This window comes from Burkholderia pyrrocinia, from assembly GCF_003330765.1.
GTDB classification, from domain to species: domain Bacteria; phylum Pseudomonadota; class Gammaproteobacteria; order Burkholderiales; family Burkholderiaceae; genus Burkholderia; species Burkholderia pyrrocinia_B.
In genome coordinates this window covers 3,353,556-3,377,561 of the sequence record NZ_CP024903.1, presented here as the reverse complement: position 1 = coordinate 3,377,561, position 24,006 = coordinate 3,353,556, and the positions used below count along the sequence as shown (strand labels likewise).

The following is a 24,006-nucleotide window of genomic DNA, read 5'->3' as shown; positions in this document are numbered from 1 at the left end:
TTCGACCCCAGACGACGCGTGATCCGTGGCGTCCGTTTCAACCGAGATTGATGATGCATTCACCTGTTTCCCAAACCCGATCGTTCACGACGGTCTTCCTCATCGAAATGTGGGAGCGCTTCGGCTACTACGGCATGGCCGCGCTCCTGGTCCTCTTCATGGTCGACCGGCTCGGTTTCACCGACAGCCATGCGAACCTGACCTGGGGTGCGTTCACCGCGCTCGTCTATGCGGCACCGTCGATCGGCGGCTGGATCGGCGACAAGGTGCTCGGCGCCCGTCGCACGATGATCATCGGCGCGGCCGTGCTGTGCGCCGGCTACCTGATGCTCGCGGTACCGAACGATCAGCTGACGTACATGTACGCGTCGCTCGGCGTGATCGTCGTCGGCAACGGCCTGTTCAAGGCCAACGCGGCGAACCTCGTGCGCCGCATCTACGAAGGCGACGACGCGCGCATCGACAGCGCGTTCACGATCTACTACATGGCGGTCAACATCGGCTCGACGGTGTCGATGCTCGCGACGCCGTGGATCAAGGATCACTGGGGCTGGCACGCCGCGTTCGCGGTCTGCTGCGGCGGCATGCTGCTCGCGATCCTCAACTTCATGCTGATGCACCGCACGCTCGCGCATGTCGGCTCGCAGCCCGACGACCAACCGATCCGCTGGAAGCGCCTCGGCGCGGTCGCCCTCGGCGGCGTCGCGCTCGCGCTGGTCACGCTGTACGTGCTGCAGCACAAGCAGCTCGCGGTCGCCAGCGTGTGGACGGCAGCGTTCGCGATCCTCGCGATCTTCGCGTACATGATCGCGAACTCGGAGCGCTCGGAGCGCGCGGGCCTGATCGCGGCGCTCGTGCTGATCGGCCAGGTGATCCTGTTCTTCATCTTCTATGTGCAGATGTCGACGTCGCTGACGCTGTTCGCGCTGCGCAACGTCGATCCGCGCTTCATCCTGTTCGGCACGACGCTGTTCACGTGGAGCGCCGCGCAGTTCCAGGCGCTGAACCCGATCTGGATCATGCTGCTGAGCCCGGTGCTCGTGTGGATCTACAACGCGGTCGCGAAGGGCGGCCGCGACCTGCCGGTCGCCGCGAAGTATGCGCTCGGCTTCGGCGCGGTCGCCGCGGGCTACCTCGTGTTCACGATCAGCGGCCGCTACGCGGTCGACGGCCGCGTGTCGTCGTGGTTCATGGTGTGGGGCTACGGCCTCTACTCGCTCGGCGAACTGCTGGTGAGCGGCCTCGGCCTCGCGATGATCGCCCGTTACGTGCCGGCGCGCATGAGCGGCTTCATGATGGGTGCGTATTTCGTCGCGACGGGCGTGTCGCAGTATCTCGGCAGCGTCGTCGCGAACTTCGCGCAGATGCCGTCGCACGAACTGCCGGCCACCGAATCGCTGCCGCTCTACCTGTCGCTGTTCGAGAAGCTCGGCTGGCTCGCCGCGATCGGCATGCTGCTCGCACTGCTGCTGCTGCCGCTGATGAACCGCCTGTCGCGCCAGCATCAGCGCTGCGTGGAAGAGCGCCGCGAGGAAGCGCTGCAGGAGCAGGCCGTCGCCGCGGCCCAGTAAGTACTATCCCTCGGCGTGCGGCATGCACGCCACATTCTCCCGCCAGGCCCGCGAACGCGTCCTACACTGGTTGGAAGCGCATCCCTCGAGATGCGCACTGGCGGGAGAAGACCTTGAAAAGCAAGACAACACGGCTCTTGAGGATACTGTCGGACATCCGGCACGCGCAGCGCTGCACCGCGGTGCGCGCCGCCCGGGCCGCAGCCGAAGCCGACGCGATACTCGCGGAGCACGACGATCCGGCGCCGGACGAACGCGACGAAGCAGAATCCGACGACGCAACCGCCGTCCCCCGCTCCCGTATCGGCTCACCTCACTGACGCCGCGCGGCACATGCCGTGCCGCACGCGCCGCCTCCCGCGCCGCTCACGCGGCCGCACCGCGCCACCGCGCGATCCACGTTCCCGAACCGGCCACGGCCATCATCAGCCCGAGCGCGCACGCGTCGGCCACGAGACCCACGCCGATATGCCGCAGCTCGGCGCCGCTCGCGACCGGATGCAGCAGCGAATCGATGACGAGCGAGATCGCCGCGCCCGCGACGAAGCAGATCAGCCCGCGCTGGCCGACCGCGACGACGGGGCGCACGGCCTGCGCGATCCGCGCGATCCAGCCGTAGCGCACCCAATCGGCCATCAGCCACGCGACGGCCGCGAAGCTCACGACGCGCGGCAGCGCGAGATCGCGCTTGAGCACGCCTTCGGGCAGCGGCAGCCCCGAGAACAGCTTGTAGCTCGCGCAACCGAGCACGACCGCGCACGCGACGCCGGTCGCCGCGGCGCCCCACCGCCCGAGCGCGATGCGCCGGTAGAACGGCTGGCAGCGCGCGAGCACGCCGGCGACGAACATCAGCTGCCATGCGAACGGGTTGAAGCTCCAGCGGAAGCCGTCGGTGTCCAGCAGCTCGGGGCCGAGCCAGCCCGCCGCGATCCACGATGCGACGCTGAACGCGACGAGCAGCCACGGATGGCGGCGCGCGAACGGCACGAGCACCGGCGACGCGAGCGCGAACAGCACGTACATCGGCAGCACCGACGCGAGATACGGCTGGCGCTGGAACGTCATCAGCTCGGCGAGACCCGTGAGCGGCGACGCGAGCATCACGCTGACGTCGTCGAGCGCGAGGTTCGGCGCATCGATCCCGTAGTGGTCGAGCACGGCCGACACGACGAGCATCAGCGTCGACGTCGCAAGAAACGCGCGGTAGATCTGCATCGCGCGGCGCACGAACCGGCGCTGCGCGGCGCGCGCGCCGTGCCGTTCGGCGATCGCACCGTAGGCGCTCGCGGTCGCGAAGCCGCCGAGAAAGACGAACACCTCGGCCGCATCGCACAGCGCAAACGCGTGCAGCGTCACGCGCGACAGCACGCTCGCGCCGATGTGATCGACGACGATCATCAACAGCACGATCCCGCGGAAGAAGTCGACTTCGATCAGGCGGCCGCTGCGCGACGGCTGAACCGTGGCGGAAGGCGGCATGCTCAACGACATGAGCGCACCTGCGCAACGACGGCGCGACAGGCGCCGGGGCATGGATCGGAAAGGGGAAGGCGAGCGCGATCAGCGGCGATACGCGTATGCTCGTATCGCGCCAACCCGGCTGGCCAGGCACGGAGATGACCGTTCATTGGAAAGTTGCATACGAAGGGAAGTCGGTCAGGCCAGTCTATGGCCGATCCGGAGATACCCTAAGTAACAAAGTGCAACCGAATCTTCTGTTCGATTACAAGCGCGAGACCTTCGACGCGAAGCGGGCAGCGCCGCCAGATCCACGTCAGCGCGTCGCCAGTTTGCGGCCAGCATCGATGCGTTCGACCGCTGTTCGGCCGCTTGTGTGATGCGCGATGCGCGGCACGATCCGTGCTGCCGCCGCACCGCGACCGAAGCTTATCCGCGCGCGGGCAGGCGCCGCATCAGCATTGCGCTGTGCCACGCGGTCAGCGCGACGGCGACCCAGATCGGCCCGTACGTCGCGAGCTTCGCGACACTCAGCGTCTCGCCGAGCAGCAGCAGCGACACCGCGACGAGCAGCACGGGCTCGACGTAGCCGAGAATCCCGAACAGCGCCATCGGCAGCATCCGGCTCGCCTTCAGGTAGCTCGCGAGCGCGAGCGTGCTGAGCACGCCGAGCCCCGGCAGCAGCGCGGCCCACAACACCGGATGGTTGCCGACGCGCGTCGTGCTCGTCGCAACCATCGCGAACGCGATCGGGCACAGCAGCGCGATCTCGACCGCGAACGCGGCCAGCGAATCGGCGTTGATCCGCCGGCGCAGCACGAAATACGGCGGATAGCCGAGCGCGACGACGAGCGTCGGCCACGCGAACGCGCGCGTCGCCCACACTTCGTGCGCGACGCCGAGGGCGGCGCACGCGACCGCCGCCCATTGCAGCGGGTCGAGCCGTTCGTGATAGTAGAAGCGGCCGACGAGCACCATCGTCAGCGGCAGCAGGAAATAGCCGAGCGACACTTCGAGCATGCGGCCGTGCAGCGGCGCCCACAGGAACAGCCACAACTGCACGCCGAGCAGCGTCGCGCTCACGGGCAGCGCGATCAGCAAACGCCAGTCGCGCACGCTGCGCCGGAGGAGTTCGACGAGCGCCGGCCAGCGGCCGCGCAGCGCGACCAGCGCGAGCGCGCCCGGTGCGGTCCACAAGACGCGCCACGCGAAGATGTCGAGCCCCGTGAGCGGCGCGAGCAGTTTCGCGTAAGCCGACATCAGCGCGAACAGCGTCGACGCCATCACCGACAACATCAGGCCGCGCCCGGCTTCCGGATACCCCGTCATGTCAGTCGTACCGCCTTACTGCTGCTGGAAGCGCTCGAAGCGCTTTTCGGTCCGGCGTTCCTCGAACGTCACCTCGGTCACGCGCGCGGCCGGCGGCCCGTGACGCAGCCACGCGAGCATCCGGTCGATCTGCGCGCCGGTGCCCTGGATCATCGCCTCGACGCTGCCGTCCTCGAGATTCGCGACCCAGCCGCGCAGCTTCAGCGCATGCGCTTCGCGCACCGTCGCATGACGGAAACCGACGCCCTGCACGACGCCGCGCACCCGCACGTAGTAGGTCTCGATTCGTTCGTCCAGTTCATTGCGGCTCATCGCGTCGCCCTCCCGTTGCATTCAAGCCCGGCATTGTAGTCGCGTCGGCCGCTTCGTACACGCGCCGGCCTTGCGTCGCCGCGCACGCCGACCACGTACAATCTCGCCGACGCTCAACCGCCGCGCCGCTCGCGCACGGCCCTGAAGGAAACGCATGACTGATACCTCCCGCGATCTCGTTCTCGTCACCGGCGCGTCCGGTTTCGTCGGCTCGGCCGTCGCGCGCATTGCGCAGCAGAAAGGCTATGCGGTGCGCGTGCTGGTGCGCCCGACCAGCCCGCGCACGAACGTCGCGGATCTCGACGCCGAGATCGTCACCGGCGACATGCGCGACGAGGCGTCGATGCGCGCTGCGCTGCGCGGCGTGCGCTACCTGTTGCACGTGGCGGCCGACTACCGGCTGTGGGCGCCCGATCCCGACGAGATCGAGCGCGCGAACCTCGAGGGCGCGGTCGCGACGATGCGCGCGGCGCGCGCGGAAGGCGTCGAGCGGATCGTCTACACGAGCAGCGTCGCGACGCTGAAGGTGACGAGCTCGGGCGATCCGTCCGACGAGAACCGGCCGCTCACGCCCGAGCAGGCGATCGGCGTCTACAAGCGCAGCAAGGTGCTCGCGGAACGCGCGGTCGAGCGGATGATCGCCGACGAAGGGCTGCCGGCCGTGATCGTCAATCCGTCGACGCCGATCGGCCCGCGCGACGTGAAGCCGACGCCGACCGGCCGCATCATCGTCGAGGCCGCGCTCGGCAAGATTCCCGCGTTCGTCGATACGGGGCTGAACCTCGTGCACGTCGACGACGTCGCGCACGGCCACTTCCTCGCGCTCGAGCGCGGCCGGATCGGCGAGCGCTACATCCTCGGCGGCGAAAACCTGCCGCTGCAGCAGATGCTCGCCGACATCGCGCAGATGACGGGCCGCAAGGCGCCGACGATCGCGCTGCCGCGCTGGCCGCTCTACCCGCTCGCGGCAGGCGCCGAAGCGATCGCGAAGTTCACGAAGAAGGAGCCGTTCGTCACCGTGGACGGGCTGCGGATGTCGAAGAACAAGATGTATTTCACGTCCGCGAAGGCCGAACGTGAGCTCGGCTACCGCGCGCGTCCGTACCGCGAAGGGCTGCGCGATGCGCTCGACTGGTTCGGCTCGGCGGGCTACCTGAAGTAACACAGAGCGGTGCGCTTCGCACCGCTTTGCGCACTTTGTTACACGTCGCGCACGGACCGGCACCGGCGCAGCGGGTAAAATCGCGGGTCTTACGCAGAGAAGACACGCATGAACCTGAACGATCAGATCGACTCGCTCAACACGGGCGTCGATCAGCTGCTCCACGATCACCACGCCGCGCAGCAGGCGGCACGCAGCGCGGAAGCCTTCGCGCGCGCCGCAGCAGCGGAAGCCCGGGCCGCGGCAGAGCGTCACGCCGCCGCGGAAACCGAAGCGCAGGCCGCCGCACAGCGCCATACGGCGGCGGCCGCCGACGCCGAAGCCGCGCAGCAGCGCCACGCCAACGCGACCGCCGCCGCCGAAACCGCTGCCCAACGTCATACAGATGCCACCGCGCAAGCCGAAGCGGCCGTGCAGCGCCATGCGGAAGCCACCGCACTGACCGAAGCGCTCGCGCAACGTCACGCAGATGCCGAAGCCGCATCGCAGCGTCACGCGGCTGCGATCGCCGAAGCGGAGGCCGCCGCGCAGCGTCATCACGCCGCCGCGATCGAGGCGGAGGCGGCCGCGCAGCGCCATGCGGCAGCGACCGTCGAAGCCGAGGCCGCCGCGAAGCGTCACGCGGAAGCGACCGTCGAGGCCGAAGCGGCCACGCAGCGCCACACGGCTGCGATCGCCGAGGCCGAAGCACTCGCGCAACGTCACACGCAAGCGATCGCCGAGACGCAGGCCGCCGCGCAGCGTCATGCCGACGCGACCGCCGAGGCCGAAGCCGTCACGCAGCGCCACGTCGAAGCGATCGCGCAGGCCGAGGCCGCCGCGCAACGCCATACCGAAGCAATCGCGCAAGCCGAAGCCGCCGCGCAGCACCACGCGAAGGCCATCGCCGACGCCGAGGCGCTGGTCGAAGCCGTCGTCAAGGAAGCCGCAACGACCGTGGCTGCGGCAACGGCTGTTGCAGCCGAAGTCGTCGAACCGGCGGACACGCCGGCCGCAGAGCCGGCCGCGGAACCGCCCATAAACGCGGCCGCGCCGGCTGCGACCGATGCAGCGACCGACGCCGGAACCGCGATCGTCGCGACGGCGCCAGCCGGAACCGCGGTTGAAATCAAAGCCGCCACCGCCCCGGCGGACAAATCGACGCTGCACGTGTCGCGTCCGACGCAGCACGAACTCACGCTGACCATCAACGGCGAATCGATCACGCTGCATCCGGAGCAACTGGGGCAGTTGATCGAGGAACTCGCGCATGCACGCGCGTCGATGCAGCCGGAGCCGCCGCCCGGCATCCCGGCCGGCTGGCGTTTCGTGACGACGAAGAACCCGATGATGGCCGTGCAGAAGCAGTCGAACGGCGACCGCCTGCTGGTAGCTCGCCACACGGGCTACGGCTGGGTGCCGTTCACGTTCTCGCCGGACGTCGTGGTCCAGATGTACATGATGCTGACCCAGCGGTAAGCGCCAGCCAGCGACGGCGCCGAAAACGAAACAACCCGACCGGCTTGCGCCGATCGGGTTGTTTGCTTTCCGGCTGCCGGAACGGCAGCTTCCCGGGACGCGCGCCGGCGGCGCGCGAAACGTTCAGCGATCCACCGGCGCCTGCACGCGCGCCTTCCACTGGCCGCCCTTGCCGCGCCAGTAGCGCCACGCGGACGCGAACGTCGCGCCGACGTAGAACAGCGCGACGAGCGGCAGCGCGGGCGCCCACAGCGGCGAGCGCCGGTAGTAGCGCAGCATCGGCCCATACGCGGCGCACATCGACGCCCATGCGAGCCACGCCGGCCACGCGCGCGCGCCGTACGCCAGCGCCGCAATCGGCGGCACGAGGTAGATGATCGCCATCCCGAGCAGCGTGCCGGCCAGCAGCAGCGGCGAATAGTGCAGCTGCGTGAACGCGGTGCGCGCAATCATGTTCCAGATGTCGCGCCAGCTGTCGTACGGGCGCAGCGACACGCTGCGGTCGGCCAGATCGAGACGGATCGGATGGCGGCCGCTGCCGCGGTGCTTGATCTGCGCGGCGAGGCTGCAGTCGTCGATCAGCGCGCCGCGGATCGACTCGATGCCGCCGGCTTCCTCGAGCGCCGTGCGCTTCACCAGCATGCAGCCGCCCGCGGCGCCGGCCGTCCGGTTGCGCGGATTGTTGATCCACGAGAACGGGTAGAGCTTCGCGAAGAAGAACACGAATGCCGGGATCAGCGCCTTTTCCCAGAACGAATCGCAGCGCAGCCGCACCATCAGCGACACGAGATCGCGGCTCTCGGCCTGTGCGCGCGTGACGAGCTGCGCGACGGCGTCGGGCGGATGGCCGATGTCGGCATCCGTCAGCAGCAGGTAGTCGGCCGGCAGGCCGAGCGTCTGCACCGCGGCGATCCCCTGCGACTGCGCCCACACCTTGCCCGACCAGCCGGCCGGCAGCGGCTTCGCGGCCAGCACCGTCAGCCGGTCGGCGCGATTGATCGCGAGCGCGGCCGCGCGGGCCGCGTCGGCGGTGCCGTCGTCGCTGTGGTCGTCGACAATGATCAGATGAAAATCGCCCGGATAATCCTGCTCGAGCAGCGAGGTCGCCGCGCGGGCGATCACGTCGGCCTCGTTGCGCGCCGGCACGACCGCGACGACGGCCGGCCAGCCGGCCTCGGCCGCGGCGCCGCGCGCGTCGGGCGACAGCGGCCGCGCGGGCACCGCGCGCCAGAAGCCGCCGCGCGCGACGAGCAGCACGATCCAGATCATCAGCGACAGGCCGGACACCAGGAAGGCGAGCACCAGCATCATCGGCACGCCTCCTGCCGGGCATCGGCATATTCAATCGGGGTCAGGAACAAAACACCCGAAACCGCGCGGGCGGACGGGCAATACGCGTAAGAATCGACGGTCATCGAATGGCCTTGAAATGAGCGCGACGCCGGGCAGCCGGAGCGGCTGCCCGCGAAACCGCCTAGTTTACTGGGTTCCGCGCGCGCCAGCGCCGACGCGGCTCTCCCGCAATTGCAACACGGCCGACACAGCACCAAAGCACGGACGGCCCGATAGAGTTAAAATGCGCGATTAATTCGGGGTTCCGGGGCCTGGCCTGGCCGGTTCGTTCCTGCCTTCATAACATCAAGCCGGGGCGAGCGAGCAGTGCCAGCTCCTCGAACCCCGGTGTATGCGTCGGAGTTCGCTCACTTATGCGAGTCATCCTTGCCCAGCCCCGCGGCTTTTGTGCGGGGGTTGTCCGTGCGATCGAGATCGTCGATCGCGCGCTGCAGCAGCACGGCGCGCCGGTCTATGTGCGTCACGAGATCGTTCATAACCGGCATGTCGTCGAAAATCTGCGTAATAAAGGGGCACGATTCGTTGAGGAACTCGACGAGGTGCCGCACGGCGCTGTCGCGATCTTCAGCGCGCACGGTGTCGCCCAGACGGTCGAGCGCGACGCGGAAACGCGCGGGCTCGACGTGCTCGACGCGACCTGTCCGCTCGTCACGAAGGTGCACGTGCAGGGCCGCCAGTATGTCGCGGCGGGCCGCCGGCTGATCCTGATCGGCCATGCGGGCCACCCGGAAGTCGAGGGTACGATCGGCCAGATTCCGGCCGAGGTGATCCTCGTGCAGAGCGAAGCCGAAGTCGATACGCTGACGTTGCCCGTCGATACGCCGGTCGCGTACATCACGCAGACCACGCTGTCGGTCGACGATACGCGCGGCATCATCGAAGCGCTGCAGCGCCGGTTCACCGACCTGGTCGGCCCGGACACGCGTGACATCTGCTACGCAACGCAGAATCGCCAGGCCGCCGTGCGCGAGCTGAGCGAACAGGTTGACGTGCTGCTCGTCGTCGGTGCGACGAACAGCTCGAACTCGAACCGCCTGCGCGAGATCGGCACCGAAAGCGGTGTGCCGAGCTATCTCGTCGCCGACGGCTCGGAAGTGAAGGCCGAATGGTTCGCAGGCGTGCAGACGGTCGGCCTGACCGCCGGCGCGTCGGCGCCCGAAGAGATGGTCGAGGATGTAATTGGCGCGCTGCGCGCGCTGGGGCCCGTCGATGTCGCGACGATGGCGGGCCGTGAGGAAAAAGTCGAATTCAAGCTGCCGGCGAAGCTCACGCAAGCTGTCGCCCGCGAAGTTTAAGGAGGACATCCCTTGTCTATTCCGCTGCTCCAGCAAGTCCGTGTCGGCGCATACATCGTGCGCCAGCACCTGTCCGGCAACAAACGCTATCCGCTCGCGCTGATGCTCGAGCCGCTGTTCCGCTGCAACCTCGCGTGCAACGGCTGCGGCAAGATCGATTATCCGGATCCGATCCTGAACCAGCGCCTGTCCGTCGAGGAATGCCTGCAGGCCGTCGACGAGTGCGGCGCGCCCGTCGTGTCGATCGCCGGCGGCGAACCGCTGCTCCACAAGGAGATGCCGGAAATCGTCAAGGGCATCATGAAGCGCAAGAAATTCGTGTACCTGTGCACGAACGCGCTGCTGATGGAAAAGAAGATGGACGACTACGAGCCGAGCCCGTATTTCGTCTGGTCGGTCCACCTCGACGGCGACCAGCAGGCGCACGATCACTCGGTGTCGCAGGAAGGCGTGTACGACAAGGCCGTCGCGGCGATCAAGGAAGCGAAGCGCCGCGGCTTCCGCGTGAACATCAACTGCACGCTGTTCAACGATGCGGTGCCCGAGCGCGTCGCGAAGTTCTTCGACACGCTCAAGCCGATCGGCGTCGACGGCATCACGGTGTCGCCGGGCTACGCATACGAGCGCGCGCCGGACCAGCAACACTTCCTGAACCGCGACAAGACGAAGAACCTGTTCCGCGAGATCCTGAAGCGCGGCGAAGGCGGCAAGCGCTGGTCGTTCAGCCAGTCGTCGCTGTTCCTCGACTTCCTGGCCGGCAACCAGACGTACAAGTGCACGCCGTGGGGCAACCCGGCGCGTACGGTGTTCGGCTGGCAGAAGCCGTGCTACCTGGTCGGCGAAGGTTACGTGAAGACCTTCAAGGAGCTGATGGAAACGACCGAGTGGGACAACTACGGCGTCGGCAACTACGAGAAGTGCGCGGACTGCATGGTCCACTGCGGCTTCGAGGCAACCGCCGTGATGGACACGATCGCGCACCCGCTGAAGGCGCTGCGCGTGAGCAAGAAGGGCATCAAGACCGACGGCCCGTTCGCACCGGACATCTCGATCGCGAAGCAGCGTCCGGCCGAGTACGTGTTCTCGCGCCACGTCGAGATCAAGCTCGACGAAATCCAGCGCGCCGGCAAGGGCAAGCTGCAGAAGCCGGCGAAACCGGCAACGGCGGCTTAAGCGCGCTTCGCCACGCGGAGGGTTATGCCTCCGCGCAGGCGGGCATCAATGAAGCGCCACGGAGTTCGCTCCGTGGCGCTTTTGTTTTGTCGGAGCCCGGCGTGCTTCCGGGCCTGATGCGAATGCGAACTCTGTTACCTAGCTTCGCGACTCCGCCGCCGCGATCAGTTGCCATGCGGTCGGGCCTGGATCGAGCGCCGGGTCGGGAAGCGGGTCGAGATCATGTTGATGCGCGTCATCGGACGGCAGCGACTGCGACTTCGCGATGCCGATCTCGTCGCCGCATACGGTACATCGATAGATGCCCGCGACCGTCACTTCACTGCCCGGCGGCAGGTTCTCGCTGAATGCGCGGCCACTTCCGCTCGTGAAGTAGCCGCCGATCCTGTATAGCGCCATCGCTCCTCCTGATCGAAACGAATGCGTTCACGTCGACATGCATGATCGTCGCCAACGCGAGGATGGATCGTCGTCGACCAAACCCGTTCGGCTCCGGTCAAGACATTAGACGGCGAATGTCAGCCTCGTGAAAATGAGACACGTATGAAAAACGACCCGGGGCCGCTCGCGTTGCAGCCGCCGGTCAATGAACAACGGCCGACTCCCGCATCTTCGCCGCCGCCTGCGCGACCAGCGCCGGCTGGCCGCTGGATGCGAACATGCAGACATGCCCCCACAGTTCGGCCAGCCGATGCCGCGTGAACGTTGCGACGCAGGTGTCGTTCGCCGCGAGCACGCGTTCGAGCACCGCGCATTCGTCGTCGCGCAGCGTCCATACACCGCCTTGCGCGGCACGCGCCACGCTGGCGTCGAGCACGCGCTCCGCGTCGACGCACAGATCGACACTCGCATCCGGGCACACCGCATCGTCGAGCGCGAGGAACACCAGATAGACGCTCGTACGCAACCGCATCAGCAGCGCCTCGCTGCCGTGCTCGCCGCGCAGCGCGACAAGCGCCATGTGACATTTCAGCGAGATGTCGCGCACATGCGCGGGCGGCAGTGGCAGCAGCCACTCGCGGGTCAGCGGCGGGTGGCGGCGGTTTTTTCGGACGGCCTTCATGAGTCGTGCCCGCTTGCGGGAGCGTCGTCCGCCGCGTAATCCGGCCACGCGATGCGGCCCGCGACGGCGCCACGGCCCGCATTGCGGTTGCGCTTCGGACGGCGTCGCGCGCCGTGCACATCGTCCCGCCGCTGCGTCGCTCGCGCATCCGGCAACCGGCGCAGCGCCGACGTGCGCACGACGTCGGCAAATCGGATCGGGCAAGCCATGCTCGTCTCCTGCATCAGAACGTGTTCTCGCCCTTCAGGTAGTACGCGGTCTTCACGAAGAACGCCTTGACCGGATGGCCGCCCTGCGCGTCGCGCGCGGCGCGCGCTTCCATCGCCGCCCGCTCTGCACGCGACCTGTCGGGCAGCGGATTGCGGACCCGTTCGAGCGCACGCTGCATCGCGAGCGGATAGTTCTGGTTGCCGGCCGTGGTTGCGCGATAGCCGGCACGCGTCATCTGCATCAGTTGCGCGTCGGTTTCGGCGCGCGCCGCCGACCAGCTCAGCCGCGCGGCATTCGGCAACCAGTCTGAACCGGCCGACTGCGCAAAGCTGGCGGCGGGCAGCGCAACGAGTGCGCAGGAAAGAACAGCAACGGGAACGAGGGATCGCATAGTGGCCTCCAGATGGTTGTCTCCGCATCTATCGTGGTCGTCGATGCGTTGAAATCATCGTATGTCGCGTCGCTTTCCGCCTGAATAGCCGATTTCGCAATTGATATTTTCGGCTTCGCCATTCGGCGTGCGAGCCGAGTCGTTCGCCAATCGCGCCGAATCGGAATTTCTTTATTTCATTCAACGACCTGATCGCATTTTCACGGGCGATCCGACGCGGCGTGCGCACCGCTTTTTCAATTTCCGAAATGACGTGTTGCCGGCGCGGCTCCGGCCGGCACCCATGCCGGCGCGGCTTCCGGCGTGATATCGCGCATACGGATACTGCGCAAGAGGATTCATCGGATAAAACGGTTCTTCTGATCCAGGACAAATCATCCACTTCGGATTGCCGGATCGAGACACGACGCACGCGGCAAGGACGCGCGATAATCATGCATCGGCCGTTTCGCACGGTGCCTCGTGCATTCTCCTTTTTTATCGAGTCCTTCCATGGCTGCCATCGACATCACCGCCATCGAGAGTTGGCACGCGCACGTCTACTTCGATGCCGCCAGCCGCGACGCGGCCTGGGCGTTTCGCCAGGTCGTCGACGAACGGTTCGGTGCGGTCATCGAACTCGGCCGCTTTCACGAACGCCTTGTCGGTCCGCATCCGGCATGGTCGTACCAGATCGCATTCGCTGCCGCGCGATTCGACGACATCGTGCCGTGGCTCGTGCTCAACCACGGCGCGCTGGATATCTTCCTGCATCCGAATACCGGCGACGACCTGCGCGATCATCGCGATTCTGCCGTGTGGATCGGGAAGTCGTACGTGCTGAATCTCGACGCGCTGGCCGGGTAAGCACCGCCGGCGGATCGCGCCGCGGCCGGCCCGCGCGTGCATCCACGTTTCGGGTTGGGGTGAAACGTCTGCCGCGCTTGCGTCGATACAGTGGGTTTCCGCTATCGATCGCTCCCGGGAGCCCGCCATGACCCACCCCGACGCCGATGCCCGGCGCATCCATGACGACTGGCACGCCGCCGTCGTCGCGCGCAACCTCGATGCACTGATGTCGCTGTACGCGGACGACGCGGTGCTCGAAACGCCGCTCGTCGTCGTCACGCTGCCGGCGCACGGCTCCGGCGTGCTGCATGGCAAGGCCGCGATCGGCGAATTCTTCGCGGCCGGCCTGCGCAATCCACAAAACAGGCTCGGACGCTGGTACAGGACGGGGCTGTTCTTCTCGAACGGCCGCCAGCTCACTTGGGAATATCCGCGCACAACACCGGAAGGCGACCAAGTCGATCTCGTCGAGGTGATGGATCTCCGCGACGGGCTGATCGCTCATCATCGTGTGTATTGGGGATGGGTCGGCTTTCTCGCGCTGCAGGCCGCCACGCCGGCGTCCGACCGCACATGACAGCCGCCGCGCCAAACCGGGCCGCGGCCCGCCGCGTGCTCGCCGCGACCTGCGTGAGCTACACGCTCGTGCTGCTCGACGCGTCCATCGTCAACGTCGCGCTCACCGACATCGCACACACGTTCGACAGCCACGTGGCCGGCTTGCAGTGGATCGTGAACGCGTACACGCTGGCGTTCGCGAGCCTGTTGATGACGGGCGGCACGCTCGGCGACCGGCTCGGCGACCGCACCGTCTATGTCGCGGGGCTGGCGGTGTTCGTCGCCGCGTCGGCGCTGTGCGGCGTCGCGCCGACTCTCCCGGCGCTCGCCATCGCCCGTGCATTGCAAGGCGTCGGCAGCGCGATGCTGGTGCCCTGCTCGCTCGCGCTGATCAACCGCACCTTCCCCGAACCGGCCGCGCGCGCGTCGGCGATCAGCATGTGGATGGGTTGCGGCGGCATCGCGATGGCGTCGGGCCCGCTGATCGGCGGCCTGCTGATCCATCTGTTCGGGTGGCGGAGCCTCTTCTTCGTGAACCTGCCGCTCGGGCTCGCCGGCATCTGGCTCGGCCGCACGGTCGCACGCGCCGCCGTCGACGCATCGCGGCATGTCGACTGGGGCGGCCAGGCGGCGGCCATCGTCGCGATCGCGGCGCTGATCGGCACGCTGATCGAAGGCCCGTCGCTCGGCTGGCGCTCGGCGCCGATCGTCGGCGGCGCGGTGACAAGCGTCGTCGCGTGGATCGCGTTCATCGCGATCGAAGCGCGGCGCCGCGAGCCGATGCTGCCGCTCGCGTTCTTCCGCAACCGGCTGTTCGCGGGATCGACGTTCGTGTCGATGGCGTCGGCATTCGTGTTCTACGGATTGCTGTTCGTGCTCAGCCTGTTCTATCGGCAGATTCGCGGCGCCAGCCCGCTCGACACCGGGCTCGCGTTCCTGCCGATGACCGCGATGGTCGCGCTCGGCGGGCTGTGCTCGGGGCGCGTCGTTGCGCGCTTCGGCGCGCGCGGAACGATGTGTGCGGCGTTCGGGCTCTATGCAGCCGGCGCGCTCGGCATGACGGGCATCGGTGCGACGACACCCGCGTGGCTCGCCGTCGCGCCGATGCTCGCGATCGGCTTCGCATCGGGGTTCATCTCGCCGGCCGCGACGTCGCCGGCGCTCGGGACGGTCGACCGGCGCCGCGCCGGCGTTGCGGCGGCCGCGCTGAACGCAGCGCGGCAGAGCGGGTCGGCGCTCGGGGTGGCGATCTTCGGTGCGTGCATCGCGACGCTGCAGCCGTTTCCGGCCGCCATGCGGGCGGCGCTGGGCATGGCGACCGGCGTGTCCGCGCTCGCCGCGGCGACGTGGTGGATCACGGCTCGGGCGACACCGGCAACCGGCGACCCGGACGCGCAACTGCAGGCCGCCACGCGCCGATAGCGAATGCGTCGGCAGACGTGCCCGTGGCGCGTCGTCACAAGGTCAACGCGGCATTCCGCTTACGCGACATACATCGCGACGCTGACGAACTGGCACAGGCTGCCGGCCAGCACGAACAGGTGCCAGATGCCATGCCCGTGGCGAATGCGTTCGTCGTTGATGAAGAAGTAGATCCCTACGCTGTAGATGACGCCGCCGGCCACGAGCCACGCCGTGCCCACCGGCGGCAGCGCATGGATCAGCGGGCGCACCGCGACGAGCGCCAGCCAGCCCATCAACACGTACAGGATCATCGACAGCATGCGCGTGCGCCGCCCGAGCGTCAGTTCCTGCACGATGCCCAGCAACGCGAGCCCCCAGCTCACGCCGAACAGCGACCAGCCCCATGGGCCGCGCAACGTCACCAGCGTGAACGGCGTGTAGCTGCCGGCGATCAGCAGGTAGATCGCCGAGTGGTCGCATTTCTGCAGGATGGCTTTCAGGCGCGGATTGCGCACGCTGTGGTACAGCGTCGAGATCGCGTAGAGCAGGATCAGCATCGCGCCGTACACGCTGAAGCTCACCACCTTGTACGGGTCGCCTTCGAGCGCGCCCATCGTCACGAGCGCCACGAGGCCTGCCACCGACAGTACCGCGCCGACGAGATGGGAAATGCTGTTGAAACGCTCACCGACATGCACGACGTGTTCTCCTGCGCGGGTCCACCGGGAAAATGAGCCTATGATACCGGCCGCCGAACCTTGCCGTGCTGCGCGCCGGCAAACGGCGCGGCGATTCCCGCGACACGCGCGCCGCCGGCCCGCCAAAGAAAAAGCGCCACGAAATCCGTCGCGGCGCTCCCTGGTCCATCACCGGGCCGTCTCGCCGGCCCGGCTCAGCAACACTTCCCTGCTCCCGACCCGTACCGCGCATTCTGACGCTCGCGGAAAAATTCCTCGTACGTCATCGGCTCGCGGTCCGGATGGGTCTCGCGCATGTGCGCGACGTAGGTGTCGTAGTCGGGCAGGCCGACCATCAGCCGCAACGCCTGCCCGAGGTAACGCCCCGCGCTGCGCAGGTCGCTGCCAAGATCGCTGAACATCGCGGCCTCCCCTTAACGTCCGCTGCCGAGCGCCTGCGCGGCCGGCATCGCTTCGAACGGCGTCTCGCGCACGGTCGGCTTCGACTCGCGGCGCGCGCGCAGCACGGCGATCACGCCGTACACCGCGATGCTCACGACGACGAAGATGAACAGCCCGGCCAGCGCCGCATCGATGTAGTCGTTGAAGATGATCCGCTTCATCTGCGCGATCGACTTCGCCGGCGCGAGCACCTTGCCTTCGTCCACCGCGGCCTGCAGCTTCGCGGCGTGCGCGAGGAAGCTGACCTTCGGGTTCGCATCGAAGATCTTCTGCCAGCCGGCCGTCAGCGTGCAGATCAGCAGCCATACGGTCGGCACGATCGTCACCCACGCATAGCGCTCGCGCTTCATCTTGAACAGCACGACGGTGCCGAGCACCAGCGCGATCGCGGCGAGCATCTGGTTCGAAATGCCGAACAGCGGCCACAGCGTGTTGATGCCACCGAGCGGATCGACTACGCCCTGGTACAGGAAGTAGCCCCACGCGGCCACGCACAGCGCGGTGGCGACCAGGTTCGCGGGCAGCGACTCGGTGCGCTTGAGCGCCGGGTGGAACGTGCCGAGCAGATCCTGCAGCATGAAGCGGCCCGCGCGCGTGCCGGCGTCGACGGCCGTCAGGATGAACAGCGCCTCGAACAGGATCGCGAAGTGATACCAGAACGCCATCATCGCTTCGCCGCCGATCACCTGGTGCAGGATGTGCGCCATGCCGACGGCCAGCGTCGGCGCGCCGCCCGCGCGCGCGATGATCGTCGTTTCGCCGACGGCCTTCGCGGTCTGCGTCAGCATGTCGGGCGTCAGCACGAAGCCCCACTGCGTGACGGTGTTCGCGACGGCTTCCGGCGTCGAGCCGAGCACGGCGGCCGGCGCGTTCATCGCGAAGTAGACGCCCGGTTCGATCACGCACGCGGCGACCAGCGCCATGATCGCGACGAACGATTCCATCAGCATCGCGCCGTAACCGATGAAGCGCGCGTTGGTTTCGTTGTCGATCAGCTTCGGCGTCGTGCCCGACGCGATCAGCGCGTGGAAGCCCGACACCGCGCCGCACGCGATCGTGATGAACAGGAACGGGAACAGGCCGCCCGACCACACGGGGCCCGTGCCGTCGACGAACTTCGTCAGCGCGGGCATCTTCAGTTCCGGCGCGACGACCAGGATGCCGATCGCGAGACCGAGGATCGTGCCGATCTTCAGGAACGTCGACAGGTAGTCGCGCGGTGCGAGCAGCAGCCACACCGGCAGCACCGATGCGACGAAGCCATAGCCGATCAGGATCCACGTGAGCTGCGTGCCGTTGAACGTGAACCATGCGGCGAGCGTCGGCGAAGCGCTGACGTTCTGCCCGAACGCGATCGCCGCCATCAGCCCGACGAAGCCGATGATCGACACTTCGCCGATGCGGCCCGGACGGATGTAGCGCGTATAGACGCCCATGAACAGCGCGATCGGAATCGTCGCGGCGACGGTGAACGTGCCCCACGGCGAATTGGTCAGCGCCTTCACGACGATCAGCGCGAGCACCGCGAGGATGATCACCATGATCAGGAACGCGCCGAACAGCGCGATCACGCCGGGCACCGTGCCGAGTTCCATCTTGACGAGATCGCCGAGCGAGCGGCCGTCGCGGCGCGTCGAGATGAACAGCACGATGAAGTCCTGCACCGCGCCGGCGAACACGACGCCGGCCAGGATCCACAGCATGCCGGGCGTATAGCCCATCTGCGCAGCGAGCACAGGCCCGACGAGCGGCCCCGCGCCGGCGATCGCGGCGAAGTGATGGCCGAACAGCACGTACTTGTTGGTCGGCACGTAGTCGAGGCCGTCGTTGTACTTGACCGCCGGCGTCATCCGCAGCCCGTCGAGCTGCATCACCTTGCTGGCGATGAAACGGCTGTAGAAGCGATACGCGATCAGATACACGCAGACAGCGGCGATCACGATCCAGAGGGCACTGACGCGTTCGCCGTGCGCGAGTGCGATCGTTCCGAACGAGAACGCGCCGAGCAGCGCGACCGCGATCCAGAGCAGGGTGCTGGAAGCCCGATTCATGGCGTCTCCTGGTCTCCAATGTGGTTTTGATTGGGAACGGCGACGTGCCGCGCCCACGTGACGTCGATGCGTCGTGCCCCGGTCTCGTCGAAGTCGGGGCGGTGGGCCGTAGTATTCCGTGCGACAGGGGCTGCTTACAAGCGGATAACTACGTACGCAGGGCTACGTAGAATTACGTAGCCCTGCGCCACATGAACGTTGCACACGCGTCGTCCGGCCGCGATTGATCGCGCCCGGCAAGCCACGTACAGTGTTTGCCTGCCTCGATTGCGGAACCGCCATGCCGATCGGATTTCAGAAGATGAACGCGAACGGCGATGACTTCGTCATCGTCGACCTGCGCGGTCAGGATCAAGAGCAAGGTCAAACGCACGCCATCGACCGCGACCTCGTGCGGCGCATGGGCGACCGGCGTCGCGGCATCGGCTTCAACCAGCTCGCGGTGATGTCGGACTGCGACGACGCGGCGGCGCGCGTCGCGTTCTGGAACGCCGACGGTTCGCCGCTCGATACGTGCGGCAGCGCGACGCGCGGTGTCGCGTGGAAGCTGATGCGGGAAACCGGCACGGCGTCGGTCGTGCTGCGTACGAATCGCGGGCGCCTGCTCTGTTCGCACGATGCGCACGGGCGGGTCACGGTCGAGATGGGCGCACCGCGTGTCGGCTGGCACGACGTGCCCGTCGCAGAAGAAGCCGACACGCTCGCCCTCCCGCTGCCCGGCGCACCGGCCGCGTGCAACATGGGCAATCCGCACTGCACGTTCTTCGTCGACGACTTCGATGCAATCGACATCGAGGCGCGCGGCCCCGCAATCGAAACACATCCGCTGTTTCCGCAGAAAACCAACGTGCATTTCGTTCAGGTCATCGATCGCACGCATATCCGCTTGCGCATCTGGGAGCGCGGCGGCGGCGTGCCGCTCGGTTCGGGATCGTGTTCGTGCGGCGCGGTGGTCAACGGCATCCGGCGCGGGCTGCTCGACGATACCGTGCGGGTTACATGCGACGGCGGCGACGTCACCGTTCAATGGGACGGCGCCGGCAGCGTGTACCTGAGCGGGCCGGTCTCGTTCGGCTTCAGCGGGGTGTGGGGAGACGGGAAGACGCCGGCAAGCTGATCGCCGGCATTCGCGGTGCGGGGCCGCACACGACGCCGACGCGCGGCCATCCACGGCCCGCGGTCGGCCTGGCCCGGCACAGGACGTGCCGGGCCGCATGCATCAGTGCTTGTCGTCGAGCTTCTTCGGCTTCGGCGGCGACGGCACCTTCGCGTACTGGAACGCCGGCGTGGCCTTCAGCGCATCCTTCGTCGCGCCCGGCAGGTAGATGTTGCCGTTGCGCACGTCGAGCGACGCGATCGGCACCGCGACATCGTGCGCGGCCACGCCGAGGAAACCGCCGGCCGACACGATCGCCGCCGACACCGAGCCGTCCGGCGCGACGATCAGGTCGCGCACGGTGCCGACCTTCTGGTTCTGGTCGTTGTAGACCGCCTTGCCGAGCACGCTCTTCTTCACGCTCCAGCCTTCGAGCAGCGCCTGCGATTGCTCGACGGTCACGCTGAGCGGTTGTGCGCCGGCGATCTGCGCGTGCGCGCTGACGCTCGATGCGAGGACGGCGGCTGCGATGAGAGTCTTGTAGAAAGTCATGCTGTTATGCACTCCGGTGAATTGTTGTCGGTATCGGCGGCCGGCCTCGCCGCCTCCATGCACGCGTCGCGGCGGCGCGGCCGGCCCGCGCGCGACGCATCGCACCGGCGCATATTAGCGCCACTCGCGCGACGCTGCATCGAACGTGATGACGCAGCCCCCGCGCTATCCGCGCGACTGCGCGCGGCGATGCCGCACCGCCTCGGCCAGCACGTCGAGCACGGGCTCCGTCTGCGTCCAGCTCAGGCACGCATCGGTGATCGACACGCCGTATTTCAGCGGCACGCCCGGCTTCAGGTCCTGGCGCCCGGCTTCGAGATGGCTCTCGACCATCACGCCGACGATCCGCTGCTCGCCCTGCGACAGTTGCCGCGCGAGATCCTGCGCGACGTCGATCTGCCGCTCGTGCGACTTGTTCGAATTCGCGTGCGAGCAGTCGACCATCACCTGCTCGCGCAACCCAGCCTTGCGCAGCACCGCGCAGCACGCCTCGACATGTTCGGCGTCGTAGTTCGGGCCGCTCTTGCCGCCGCGCAGGATCACGTGCGCGTCGTCGTTGCCGCGCGTCTCGAAGATCGCGGCCATCCCCATCTTCGTCATCCCCATGAACGCATGGCTCGCGGCCGCGGCGACGATCGCGTCCGACGCGACCTGCACGCCGCCGTCGGTACCGTTCTTGAAGCCGATCGGGCAGCTCAGGCCCGACGCGAGCTGGCGATGGCTCTGGCTCTCGGTCGTGCGTGCGCCGATCGCACCCCACGCGATCAGGTCGGCGATGTACTGCGGGCTGAGCAGGTCGAGGAATTCGGTCGAGGCCGGCAGGCCGAGCGCGTTGATATCGAGCAGCAGTTGCCGCGCGGCGCGCAGCCCTTCGTTGATGCGGAAGCTGCCGTCGAGGCGCGGATCGTTGATGTAGCCCTTCCAGCCGACCGTCGTGCGCGGCTTCTCGAAGTAGACGCGCATCGTGATCAGCAGGTCGTCCTTCAGCGCATCGGTGGCGACCTTCAGGCGGCGCGCGTAGTCGAGCGCCTGGCCGTGATCGTGGATCGAGCACGGGCCGACGACGAGCAGCAGCCGGTCGTCACGGCCGTGCAGGATGTCGCCGATCGCGCGGCGCGTATCCTCGACGAGCGTCTGCGTGGCGGCCGGCACCGGCAGCTCGTCCAGCAGCAGCGCCGGCGAAATCAGCGGACGCACGGCGCCGATGCGGACGTCGTCGATGCGCGTGGTGTCCTGCGTCGCGTCGGCGCTGCCTACCTCGCGATCGTGGGAAGGATTGTCGAGGTTCTGCATGGTGATTCTCCGGGGACGTCTGGAATGATGGGCAGGCTCGATTATGGCACCCGGACGGGCGAGCGCCACGGCCGTTCGGCCGACTGTCCGCGCCCGGCCGAAGTGCCGTACGATCACGGCTGTCCGGTACCGAAGCGGCCCGTCGTACGACGCGGGTCGCACCGCGCACCGTCTGCCTGTGACCGATCGTTCCCTGCCTAACCGACACGCCACGATGACCGTATCCGAACTGCTCCGCGCCATCCGCCAACCCTATGCCGACCTGCTCGCGAAAGCGGCAGCGCAACCGGCGGTGATCGTCGAGCCGGCCTACCGGCGGGCCGACGGCACGCTGGCCACCGAAGGGCCGCTCGCGCTGCCGTGCCGGGCCGATACGATCCCGGCCGAAGGCGACGCGGCCGGCCAGCCCGCGATGGTCGATTCGACTACTCAACTGGATTTCGAGCCGTTCGCGTTCGACCTCGAAACGGCGGCCGTGTCGATTCGCCCGTTCGTATGGGACTGGGCCGCGATCGAGGCCGACGGTCTCGACGAAAGCGCGGCGACCGACGCGTTCAAGACGTGGTTCTTCGCATGGTTCGATGTCGACGACGAGAACGCGCCGGCCGAAGATGGCCTGCATGGCATCGTTCACTACCTGTCGGAACCGGTTCGCACGGAACAGGGGTGGCGCGTCAATGCGGATCTCGGTTCCGCACCCGAGGCGGCCGTCGAGGATCTGCTGTTCCGGCTCGTCGATGCGGGCGCCACGCGGATCGTCCTCGGTTGAATCGTCCTTTACCCGCCATCATGAAAAAGACCCTCGCCGCACTGCTTCTCTGCATCGCGTTGCCCGCCTTCGCAAAGGTTTCCACCGAAGTGTTCTGCTTCAAGTCGGAGGGCGACAAGCCCGTCCGCTTCGAAATGCGCACCTACTACGACGACGTCGTCAAATGGTCGGGAGGCATGGTCCGGTATGCGCAATCGAAAACGGCCATCCCGTTGGTGATCGGGCACGAGGAAGAAGAAGTGCTCGCCGAGGACCGCCCGCATCAGTTCACGACGACCTGGGTCGAAATGGTCGACGGCAAGGTCAATGGACAATACGAAATGATGTCGCAGGGCGCCCGAATCTACACGATGACCTACACCAACGCGCGCACCGGCAAGAAAACCGATTTCGCGTGGGCGTCGGATGTCGACGCTTCGGCGAAATCAGGGTGCCGCTGGTAGCGAGGGCATCGCGGCGATTGATACCCGCTGCACGGCGCGCGCGCACGCGCCGGCACAACGTCGCAACCGGCTGTCGGTCAGCCCGCGTCGCCCGGCGCGTCGACGTCAATCCCCAGTTCGGTAGCCATCCGCTGCACCAGCGCGTTCAGCCGCGCCACTTCATCCGCGAGGCGCTTCTGTTCGGCCTTCAGCGCCTCGAATTCGGAAGGCGGGACGGAATCCGCGCCGCCCGCATCCAGGCCCGCGAAGTCGGCCACGTTCACCTCGCCGCACATCAGGTGCATCCAGCGGTTCTCACGCGCGCCCGGCGCACGCGGCAGCCGGACCACGAGCGCCTGCGCGCGCGCCGCGAGTTCGTCGAGGAACGCCTCGACCGACGAGATATCCGCGAAGCCATGCAGGCGCGCGCTGTTCAGGCGCAGCTCCGCGGCCGTCTGCGGGCCGCGCAGCAGCAGGATCGTCAGCAGCGCGATCGCCTGGCTCGGGATGCCGAGCACGCGGTTCATGTTGTGCTCGAAACGCGGCACGCGGCTGCTGCTGCCCTCCATCACGAGGCTCAGGTGCTTCAGCCCGTCGAGCGCGGTCGTGACTTCATCCTCGCTGACGTTCATCACCGGCGCGCGCGCGGTTTTCTGGTTGCAGCCCGCGGTCAGCGCATTCAACGACAGCGGGTAAGTGTCCGGCACCGTGTGCTGCTTCTCGACGAGCACGCCGACAATGCGGGCCTCGAGGGGCGTGAGTTCGCGAAGGGGGCGGGGCGTAGGCGTATCCGGCGTGGTGTTCATGGGTGGCGTCGCAGCGTGCAGCAGGTGGAGGGAAACAGTCGCGGCCCGTCCGGCATCGCGCACGGGCGAGCCATATGATAGCTCGCGCGGCTCGCCGTGCCGGCGCGCGCATTTGCCGCAGCCGGCATTCGTCCAACGTATCGACTGGCCGGCGCTGCCCAGCGATGCGCGCGTGCAGCACGCGCAAATTCGTTCTCCGCGCACGTGGCGCCCTGCAGCTCATGCGCGGGATCGCACCCGCGTTTGCGCGACGCGCATGCCGGCGCTACGATATGCGCTCACCCCGACATCCGCGGCGCCGCGCGCGACCGTT

General features: G+C 67.7%; 26 protein-coding genes. 12 read left to right on the top strand and 14 right to left on the bottom strand.

Features of this window, described 5'->3' with window-relative positions:
* Window positions 1-50 precede the first annotated feature (50 nt).
* Both CUJ89_RS33020 and CUJ89_RS38730 read left to right on the top strand, forming a co-directional pair.
* Complete coding sequence (locus tag CUJ89_RS33020) at window positions 51-1,571, top strand: peptide MFS transporter (protein WP_114181402.1); 1,521 nt, start codon at window positions 51-53, stop codon at window positions 1,569-1,571.
* A 113-nt stretch (window positions 1,572-1,684) separates the two neighbouring features.
* Window positions 1,685-1,891, top strand: coding sequence for a hypothetical protein (locus CUJ89_RS38730; protein ID WP_114181401.1), 207 nt, complete (start codon window positions 1,685-1,687; stop codon window positions 1,889-1,891).
* 46 nt (window positions 1,892-1,937) lie between these two features.
* Here the strand turns inward: CUJ89_RS38730 and CUJ89_RS33010 are convergent, their stop codons facing one another.
* The 3 genes from CUJ89_RS33010 to CUJ89_RS32995 all read right to left on the bottom strand — a co-directional run bounded on the left by CUJ89_RS33010 (window position 1,938) and on the right by CUJ89_RS32995 (window position 4,670).
* Window positions 1,938-3,062, bottom strand: coding sequence for an OpgC domain-containing protein (locus tag CUJ89_RS33010; protein WP_114181400.1), 1,125 nt, complete (start codon window positions 3,060-3,062; stop codon window positions 1,938-1,940).
* Window positions 3,063-3,458: 396 nt separating this feature from the next.
* Window positions 3,459-4,358 (bottom strand): EamA family transporter RarD, encoded by a 900-nt coding sequence (gene rarD / locus CUJ89_RS33000; RefSeq protein ID WP_114181398.1) that lies wholly within the window; start codon window positions 4,356-4,358, stop codon window positions 3,459-3,461.
* A 15-nt stretch (window positions 4,359-4,373) separates the two neighbouring features.
* Window positions 4,374-4,670: an acylphosphatase gene (locus CUJ89_RS32995; RefSeq protein ID WP_114181397.1), complete on the bottom strand. Its 297-nt coding sequence runs from the start codon at window positions 4,668-4,670 to the stop codon at window positions 4,374-4,376.
* Between the two features lie 154 nt (window positions 4,671-4,824).
* Here CUJ89_RS32995 and hpnA point away from each other — a divergent pair, with 154 nt between their 5' ends.
* The gene (gene hpnA / locus CUJ89_RS32990) at window positions 4,825-5,832 is read left to right on the top strand and encodes a hopanoid-associated sugar epimerase (RefSeq protein WP_114181396.1); all 1,008 of its coding nucleotides are present in this window, start codon (window positions 4,825-4,827) and stop codon (window positions 5,830-5,832) included.
* 108 nt (window positions 5,833-5,940) lie between these two features.
* On the top strand, window positions 5,941-7,290 hold the full coding sequence (locus tag CUJ89_RS32985) for a phage tail protein (protein ID WP_114181395.1): 1,350 nt from the start codon (window positions 5,941-5,943) through the stop codon (window positions 7,288-7,290).
* Between the two features lie 123 nt (window positions 7,291-7,413).
* On the opposite strand, the gene CUJ89_RS32980 is transcribed toward CUJ89_RS32985, so the two are convergent.
* Window positions 7,414-8,601, bottom strand: a complete 1,188-nt coding sequence (locus tag CUJ89_RS32980; protein WP_114181394.1) for a glycosyltransferase — start codon at window positions 8,599-8,601, stop codon at window positions 7,414-7,416.
* Between the two features lie 395 nt (window positions 8,602-8,996).
* Here CUJ89_RS32980 and ispH point away from each other — a divergent pair, with 395 nt between their 5' ends.
* Entirely contained in the window at window positions 8,997-9,938 is a 942-nt protein-coding gene (gene ispH / locus CUJ89_RS32970; RefSeq protein ID WP_114181392.1) for a 4-hydroxy-3-methylbut-2-enyl diphosphate reductase, read from the top strand.
* A gap of 12 nt (window positions 9,939-9,950) precedes the next feature.
* Window positions 9,951-11,111, top strand: a complete 1,161-nt coding sequence (gene hpnH / locus CUJ89_RS32965) for an adenosyl-hopene transferase HpnH (RefSeq protein ID WP_114181391.1) — start codon at window positions 9,951-9,953, stop codon at window positions 11,109-11,111.
* 138 nt (window positions 11,112-11,249) lie between these two features.
* On the opposite strand, the gene CUJ89_RS32960 is transcribed toward hpnH, so the two are convergent.
* From CUJ89_RS32960 to CUJ89_RS32945, 4 genes are all read right to left on the bottom strand, one after another.
* Window positions 11,250-11,510, bottom strand: coding sequence for a hypothetical protein (locus CUJ89_RS32960; protein WP_114181390.1), 261 nt, complete (start codon window positions 11,508-11,510; stop codon window positions 11,250-11,252).
* A 184-nt stretch (window positions 11,511-11,694) separates the two neighbouring features.
* A complete protein-coding gene (locus tag CUJ89_RS32955; RefSeq protein ID WP_114181389.1) occupies window positions 11,695-12,174 on the bottom strand; it encodes a hypothetical protein in 480 nt (159 codons plus the stop codon).
* Window positions 12,171-12,383, bottom strand: coding sequence for a hypothetical protein (locus CUJ89_RS32950; protein WP_114181697.1), 213 nt, complete (start codon window positions 12,381-12,383; stop codon window positions 12,171-12,173). Before CUJ89_RS32950 ends, CUJ89_RS32955 begins: the two co-directional genes overlap by 4 nt.
* Before the next feature lie 14 nt (window positions 12,384-12,397).
* Window positions 12,398-12,775, bottom strand: coding sequence for a hypothetical protein (locus CUJ89_RS32945; protein WP_114181388.1), 378 nt, complete (start codon window positions 12,773-12,775; stop codon window positions 12,398-12,400).
* A 492-nt stretch (window positions 12,776-13,267) separates the two neighbouring features.
* Here CUJ89_RS32945 and CUJ89_RS32940 point away from each other — a divergent pair, with 492 nt between their 5' ends.
* The 3 genes from CUJ89_RS32940 to CUJ89_RS32930 all read left to right on the top strand — a co-directional run bounded on the left by CUJ89_RS32940 (window position 13,268) and on the right by CUJ89_RS32930 (window position 15,583).
* Entirely contained in the window at window positions 13,268-13,621 is a 354-nt protein-coding gene (locus tag CUJ89_RS32940; protein WP_114181387.1) for a DOPA 4,5-dioxygenase family protein, read from the top strand.
* 127 nt (window positions 13,622-13,748) lie between these two features.
* On the top strand, window positions 13,749-14,180 hold the full coding sequence (locus tag CUJ89_RS32935; RefSeq protein WP_114181386.1) for a nuclear transport factor 2 family protein: 432 nt from the start codon (window positions 13,749-13,751) through the stop codon (window positions 14,178-14,180).
* Window positions 14,177-15,583, top strand: a complete 1,407-nt coding sequence (locus CUJ89_RS32930; protein ID WP_114181385.1) for an MFS transporter — start codon at window positions 14,177-14,179, stop codon at window positions 15,581-15,583. Before CUJ89_RS32935 ends, CUJ89_RS32930 begins: the two co-directional genes overlap by 4 nt.
* A gap of 59 nt (window positions 15,584-15,642) precedes the next feature.
* On the opposite strand, the gene trhA is transcribed toward CUJ89_RS32930, so the two are convergent.
* From trhA to CUJ89_RS32915, 3 genes are all read right to left on the bottom strand, one after another.
* A complete protein-coding gene (gene trhA / locus CUJ89_RS32925) occupies window positions 15,643-16,263 on the bottom strand; it encodes a PAQR family membrane homeostasis protein TrhA (protein ID WP_114181384.1) in 621 nt (206 codons plus the stop codon).
* A 194-nt stretch (window positions 16,264-16,457) separates the two neighbouring features.
* Window positions 16,458-16,664 (bottom strand): YbdD/YjiX family protein, encoded by a 207-nt coding sequence (locus CUJ89_RS32920; protein WP_006480280.1) that lies wholly within the window; start codon window positions 16,662-16,664, stop codon window positions 16,458-16,460.
* A gap of 12 nt (window positions 16,665-16,676) precedes the next feature.
* Window positions 16,677-18,755, bottom strand: coding sequence for a carbon starvation CstA family protein (locus CUJ89_RS32915; protein WP_114181383.1), 2,079 nt, complete (start codon window positions 18,753-18,755; stop codon window positions 16,677-16,679).
* A gap of 280 nt (window positions 18,756-19,035) precedes the next feature.
* On the opposite strand from CUJ89_RS32915, the gene dapF reads away from it, so the two are divergent.
* The gene (gene dapF / locus CUJ89_RS32910; RefSeq protein ID WP_114181382.1) at window positions 19,036-19,872 is read left to right on the top strand and encodes a diaminopimelate epimerase; all 837 of its coding nucleotides are present in this window, start codon (window positions 19,036-19,038) and stop codon (window positions 19,870-19,872) included.
* Window positions 19,873-19,974: 102 nt separating this feature from the next.
* On the opposite strand, the gene CUJ89_RS32905 is transcribed toward dapF, so the two are convergent.
* Both CUJ89_RS32905 and CUJ89_RS32900 read right to left on the bottom strand, forming a co-directional pair.
* Window positions 19,975-20,403 carry a PRC-barrel domain-containing protein gene (locus CUJ89_RS32905; protein WP_114181381.1) on the bottom strand — a complete coding sequence of 143 codons (429 nt, stop codon included), beginning with the start codon at window positions 20,401-20,403 and terminating at the stop codon, window positions 19,975-19,977.
* 165 nt (window positions 20,404-20,568) lie between these two features.
* Window positions 20,569-21,696: a 3-deoxy-7-phosphoheptulonate synthase gene (locus CUJ89_RS32900; protein WP_114181380.1), complete on the bottom strand. Its 1,128-nt coding sequence runs from the start codon at window positions 21,694-21,696 to the stop codon at window positions 20,569-20,571.
* A gap of 214 nt (window positions 21,697-21,910) precedes the next feature.
* On the opposite strand from CUJ89_RS32900, the gene CUJ89_RS32895 reads away from it, so the two are divergent.
* Together CUJ89_RS32895 and CUJ89_RS32890 are read left to right on the top strand one after the other, a co-directional pair.
* The gene (locus tag CUJ89_RS32895) at window positions 21,911-22,465 is read left to right on the top strand and encodes a hypothetical protein (RefSeq protein WP_114181379.1); all 555 of its coding nucleotides are present in this window, start codon (window positions 21,911-21,913) and stop codon (window positions 22,463-22,465) included.
* A gap of 20 nt (window positions 22,466-22,485) precedes the next feature.
* Complete coding sequence (locus tag CUJ89_RS32890) at window positions 22,486-22,908, top strand: hypothetical protein (RefSeq protein ID WP_114181378.1); 423 nt, start codon at window positions 22,486-22,488, stop codon at window positions 22,906-22,908.
* Window positions 22,909-22,985: 77 nt separating this feature from the next.
* On the opposite strand, the gene CUJ89_RS32885 is transcribed toward CUJ89_RS32890, so the two are convergent.
* Entirely contained in the window at window positions 22,986-23,693 is a 708-nt protein-coding gene (locus tag CUJ89_RS32885; protein ID WP_114181377.1) for a YceH family protein, read from the bottom strand.
* Window positions 23,694-24,006: the final 313 nt, after the last annotated feature.

What these genes read in the sequence shown, in the direction of transcription:
- dapF (WP_114181382.1), top strand. Translation starts at nt 19,036, where the DNA reads ATGCCGATCGGATTTCAGAAGATGAACGCGAACGGCGATGACTTCGTC.
- CUJ89_RS32995 (WP_114181397.1), bottom strand. Translation starts at nt 4,670, where the DNA reads ATGAGCCGCAATGAACTGGACGAACGAATCGAGACCTACTACGTGCGG.
- CUJ89_RS33010 (WP_114181400.1), bottom strand. Translation starts at nt 3,062, where the DNA reads ATGTCGTTGAGCATGCCGCCTTCCGCCACGGTTCAGCCGTCGCGCAGC.
- CUJ89_RS32950 (WP_114181697.1), bottom strand. Translation starts at nt 12,383, where the DNA reads ATGGCTTGCCCGATCCGATTTGCCGACGTCGTGCGCACGTCGGCGCTG.
- hpnA (WP_114181396.1), top strand. Translation starts at nt 4,825, where the DNA reads ATGACTGATACCTCCCGCGATCTCGTTCTCGTCACCGGCGCGTCCGGT.
- CUJ89_RS32985 (WP_114181395.1), top strand. Translation starts at nt 5,941, where the DNA reads ATGAACCTGAACGATCAGATCGACTCGCTCAACACGGGCGTCGATCAG.
- CUJ89_RS32920 (WP_006480280.1), bottom strand. Translation starts at nt 16,664, where the DNA reads ATGTTCAGCGATCTTGGCAGCGACCTGCGCAGCGCGGGGCGTTACCTC.
- rarD (WP_114181398.1), bottom strand. Translation starts at nt 4,358, where the DNA reads ATGACGGGGTATCCGGAAGCCGGGCGCGGCCTGATGTTGTCGGTGATG.
- CUJ89_RS32980 (WP_114181394.1), bottom strand. Translation starts at nt 8,601, where the DNA reads ATGATGCTGGTGCTCGCCTTCCTGGTGTCCGGCCTGTCGCTGATGATC.
- CUJ89_RS32955 (WP_114181389.1), bottom strand. Translation starts at nt 12,174, where the DNA reads ATGAAGGCCGTCCGAAAAAACCGCCGCCACCCGCCGCTGACCCGCGAG.
- CUJ89_RS32900 (WP_114181380.1), bottom strand. Translation starts at nt 21,696, where the DNA reads ATGCAGAACCTCGACAATCCTTCCCACGATCGCGAGGTAGGCAGCGCC.
- CUJ89_RS32945 (WP_114181388.1), bottom strand. Translation starts at nt 12,775, where the DNA reads ATGCGATCCCTCGTTCCCGTTGCTGTTCTTTCCTGCGCACTCGTTGCG.
- CUJ89_RS32935 (WP_114181386.1), top strand. Translation starts at nt 13,749, where the DNA reads ATGACCCACCCCGACGCCGATGCCCGGCGCATCCATGACGACTGGCAC.
- CUJ89_RS32930 (WP_114181385.1), top strand. Translation starts at nt 14,177, where the DNA reads ATGACAGCCGCCGCGCCAAACCGGGCCGCGGCCCGCCGCGTGCTCGCC.
- ispH (WP_114181392.1), top strand. Translation starts at nt 8,997, where the DNA reads ATGCGAGTCATCCTTGCCCAGCCCCGCGGCTTTTGTGCGGGGGTTGTC.
- CUJ89_RS32895 (WP_114181379.1), top strand. Translation starts at nt 21,911, where the DNA reads ATGACCGTATCCGAACTGCTCCGCGCCATCCGCCAACCCTATGCCGAC.
- CUJ89_RS32960 (WP_114181390.1), bottom strand. Translation starts at nt 11,510, where the DNA reads ATGGCGCTATACAGGATCGGCGGCTACTTCACGAGCGGAAGTGGCCGC.
- CUJ89_RS33020 (WP_114181402.1), top strand. Translation starts at nt 51, where the DNA reads ATGATGCATTCACCTGTTTCCCAAACCCGATCGTTCACGACGGTCTTC.
- CUJ89_RS32885 (WP_114181377.1), bottom strand. Translation starts at nt 23,693, where the DNA reads ATGAACACCACGCCGGATACGCCTACGCCCCGCCCCCTTCGCGAACTC.
- CUJ89_RS32890 (WP_114181378.1), top strand. Translation starts at nt 22,486, where the DNA reads ATGAAAAAGACCCTCGCCGCACTGCTTCTCTGCATCGCGTTGCCCGCC.
- CUJ89_RS32915 (WP_114181383.1), bottom strand. Translation starts at nt 18,755, where the DNA reads ATGAATCGGGCTTCCAGCACCCTGCTCTGGATCGCGGTCGCGCTGCTC.
- CUJ89_RS32940 (WP_114181387.1), top strand. Translation starts at nt 13,268, where the DNA reads ATGGCTGCCATCGACATCACCGCCATCGAGAGTTGGCACGCGCACGTC.
- CUJ89_RS32905 (WP_114181381.1), bottom strand. Translation starts at nt 20,403, where the DNA reads ATGACTTTCTACAAGACTCTCATCGCAGCCGCCGTCCTCGCATCGAGC.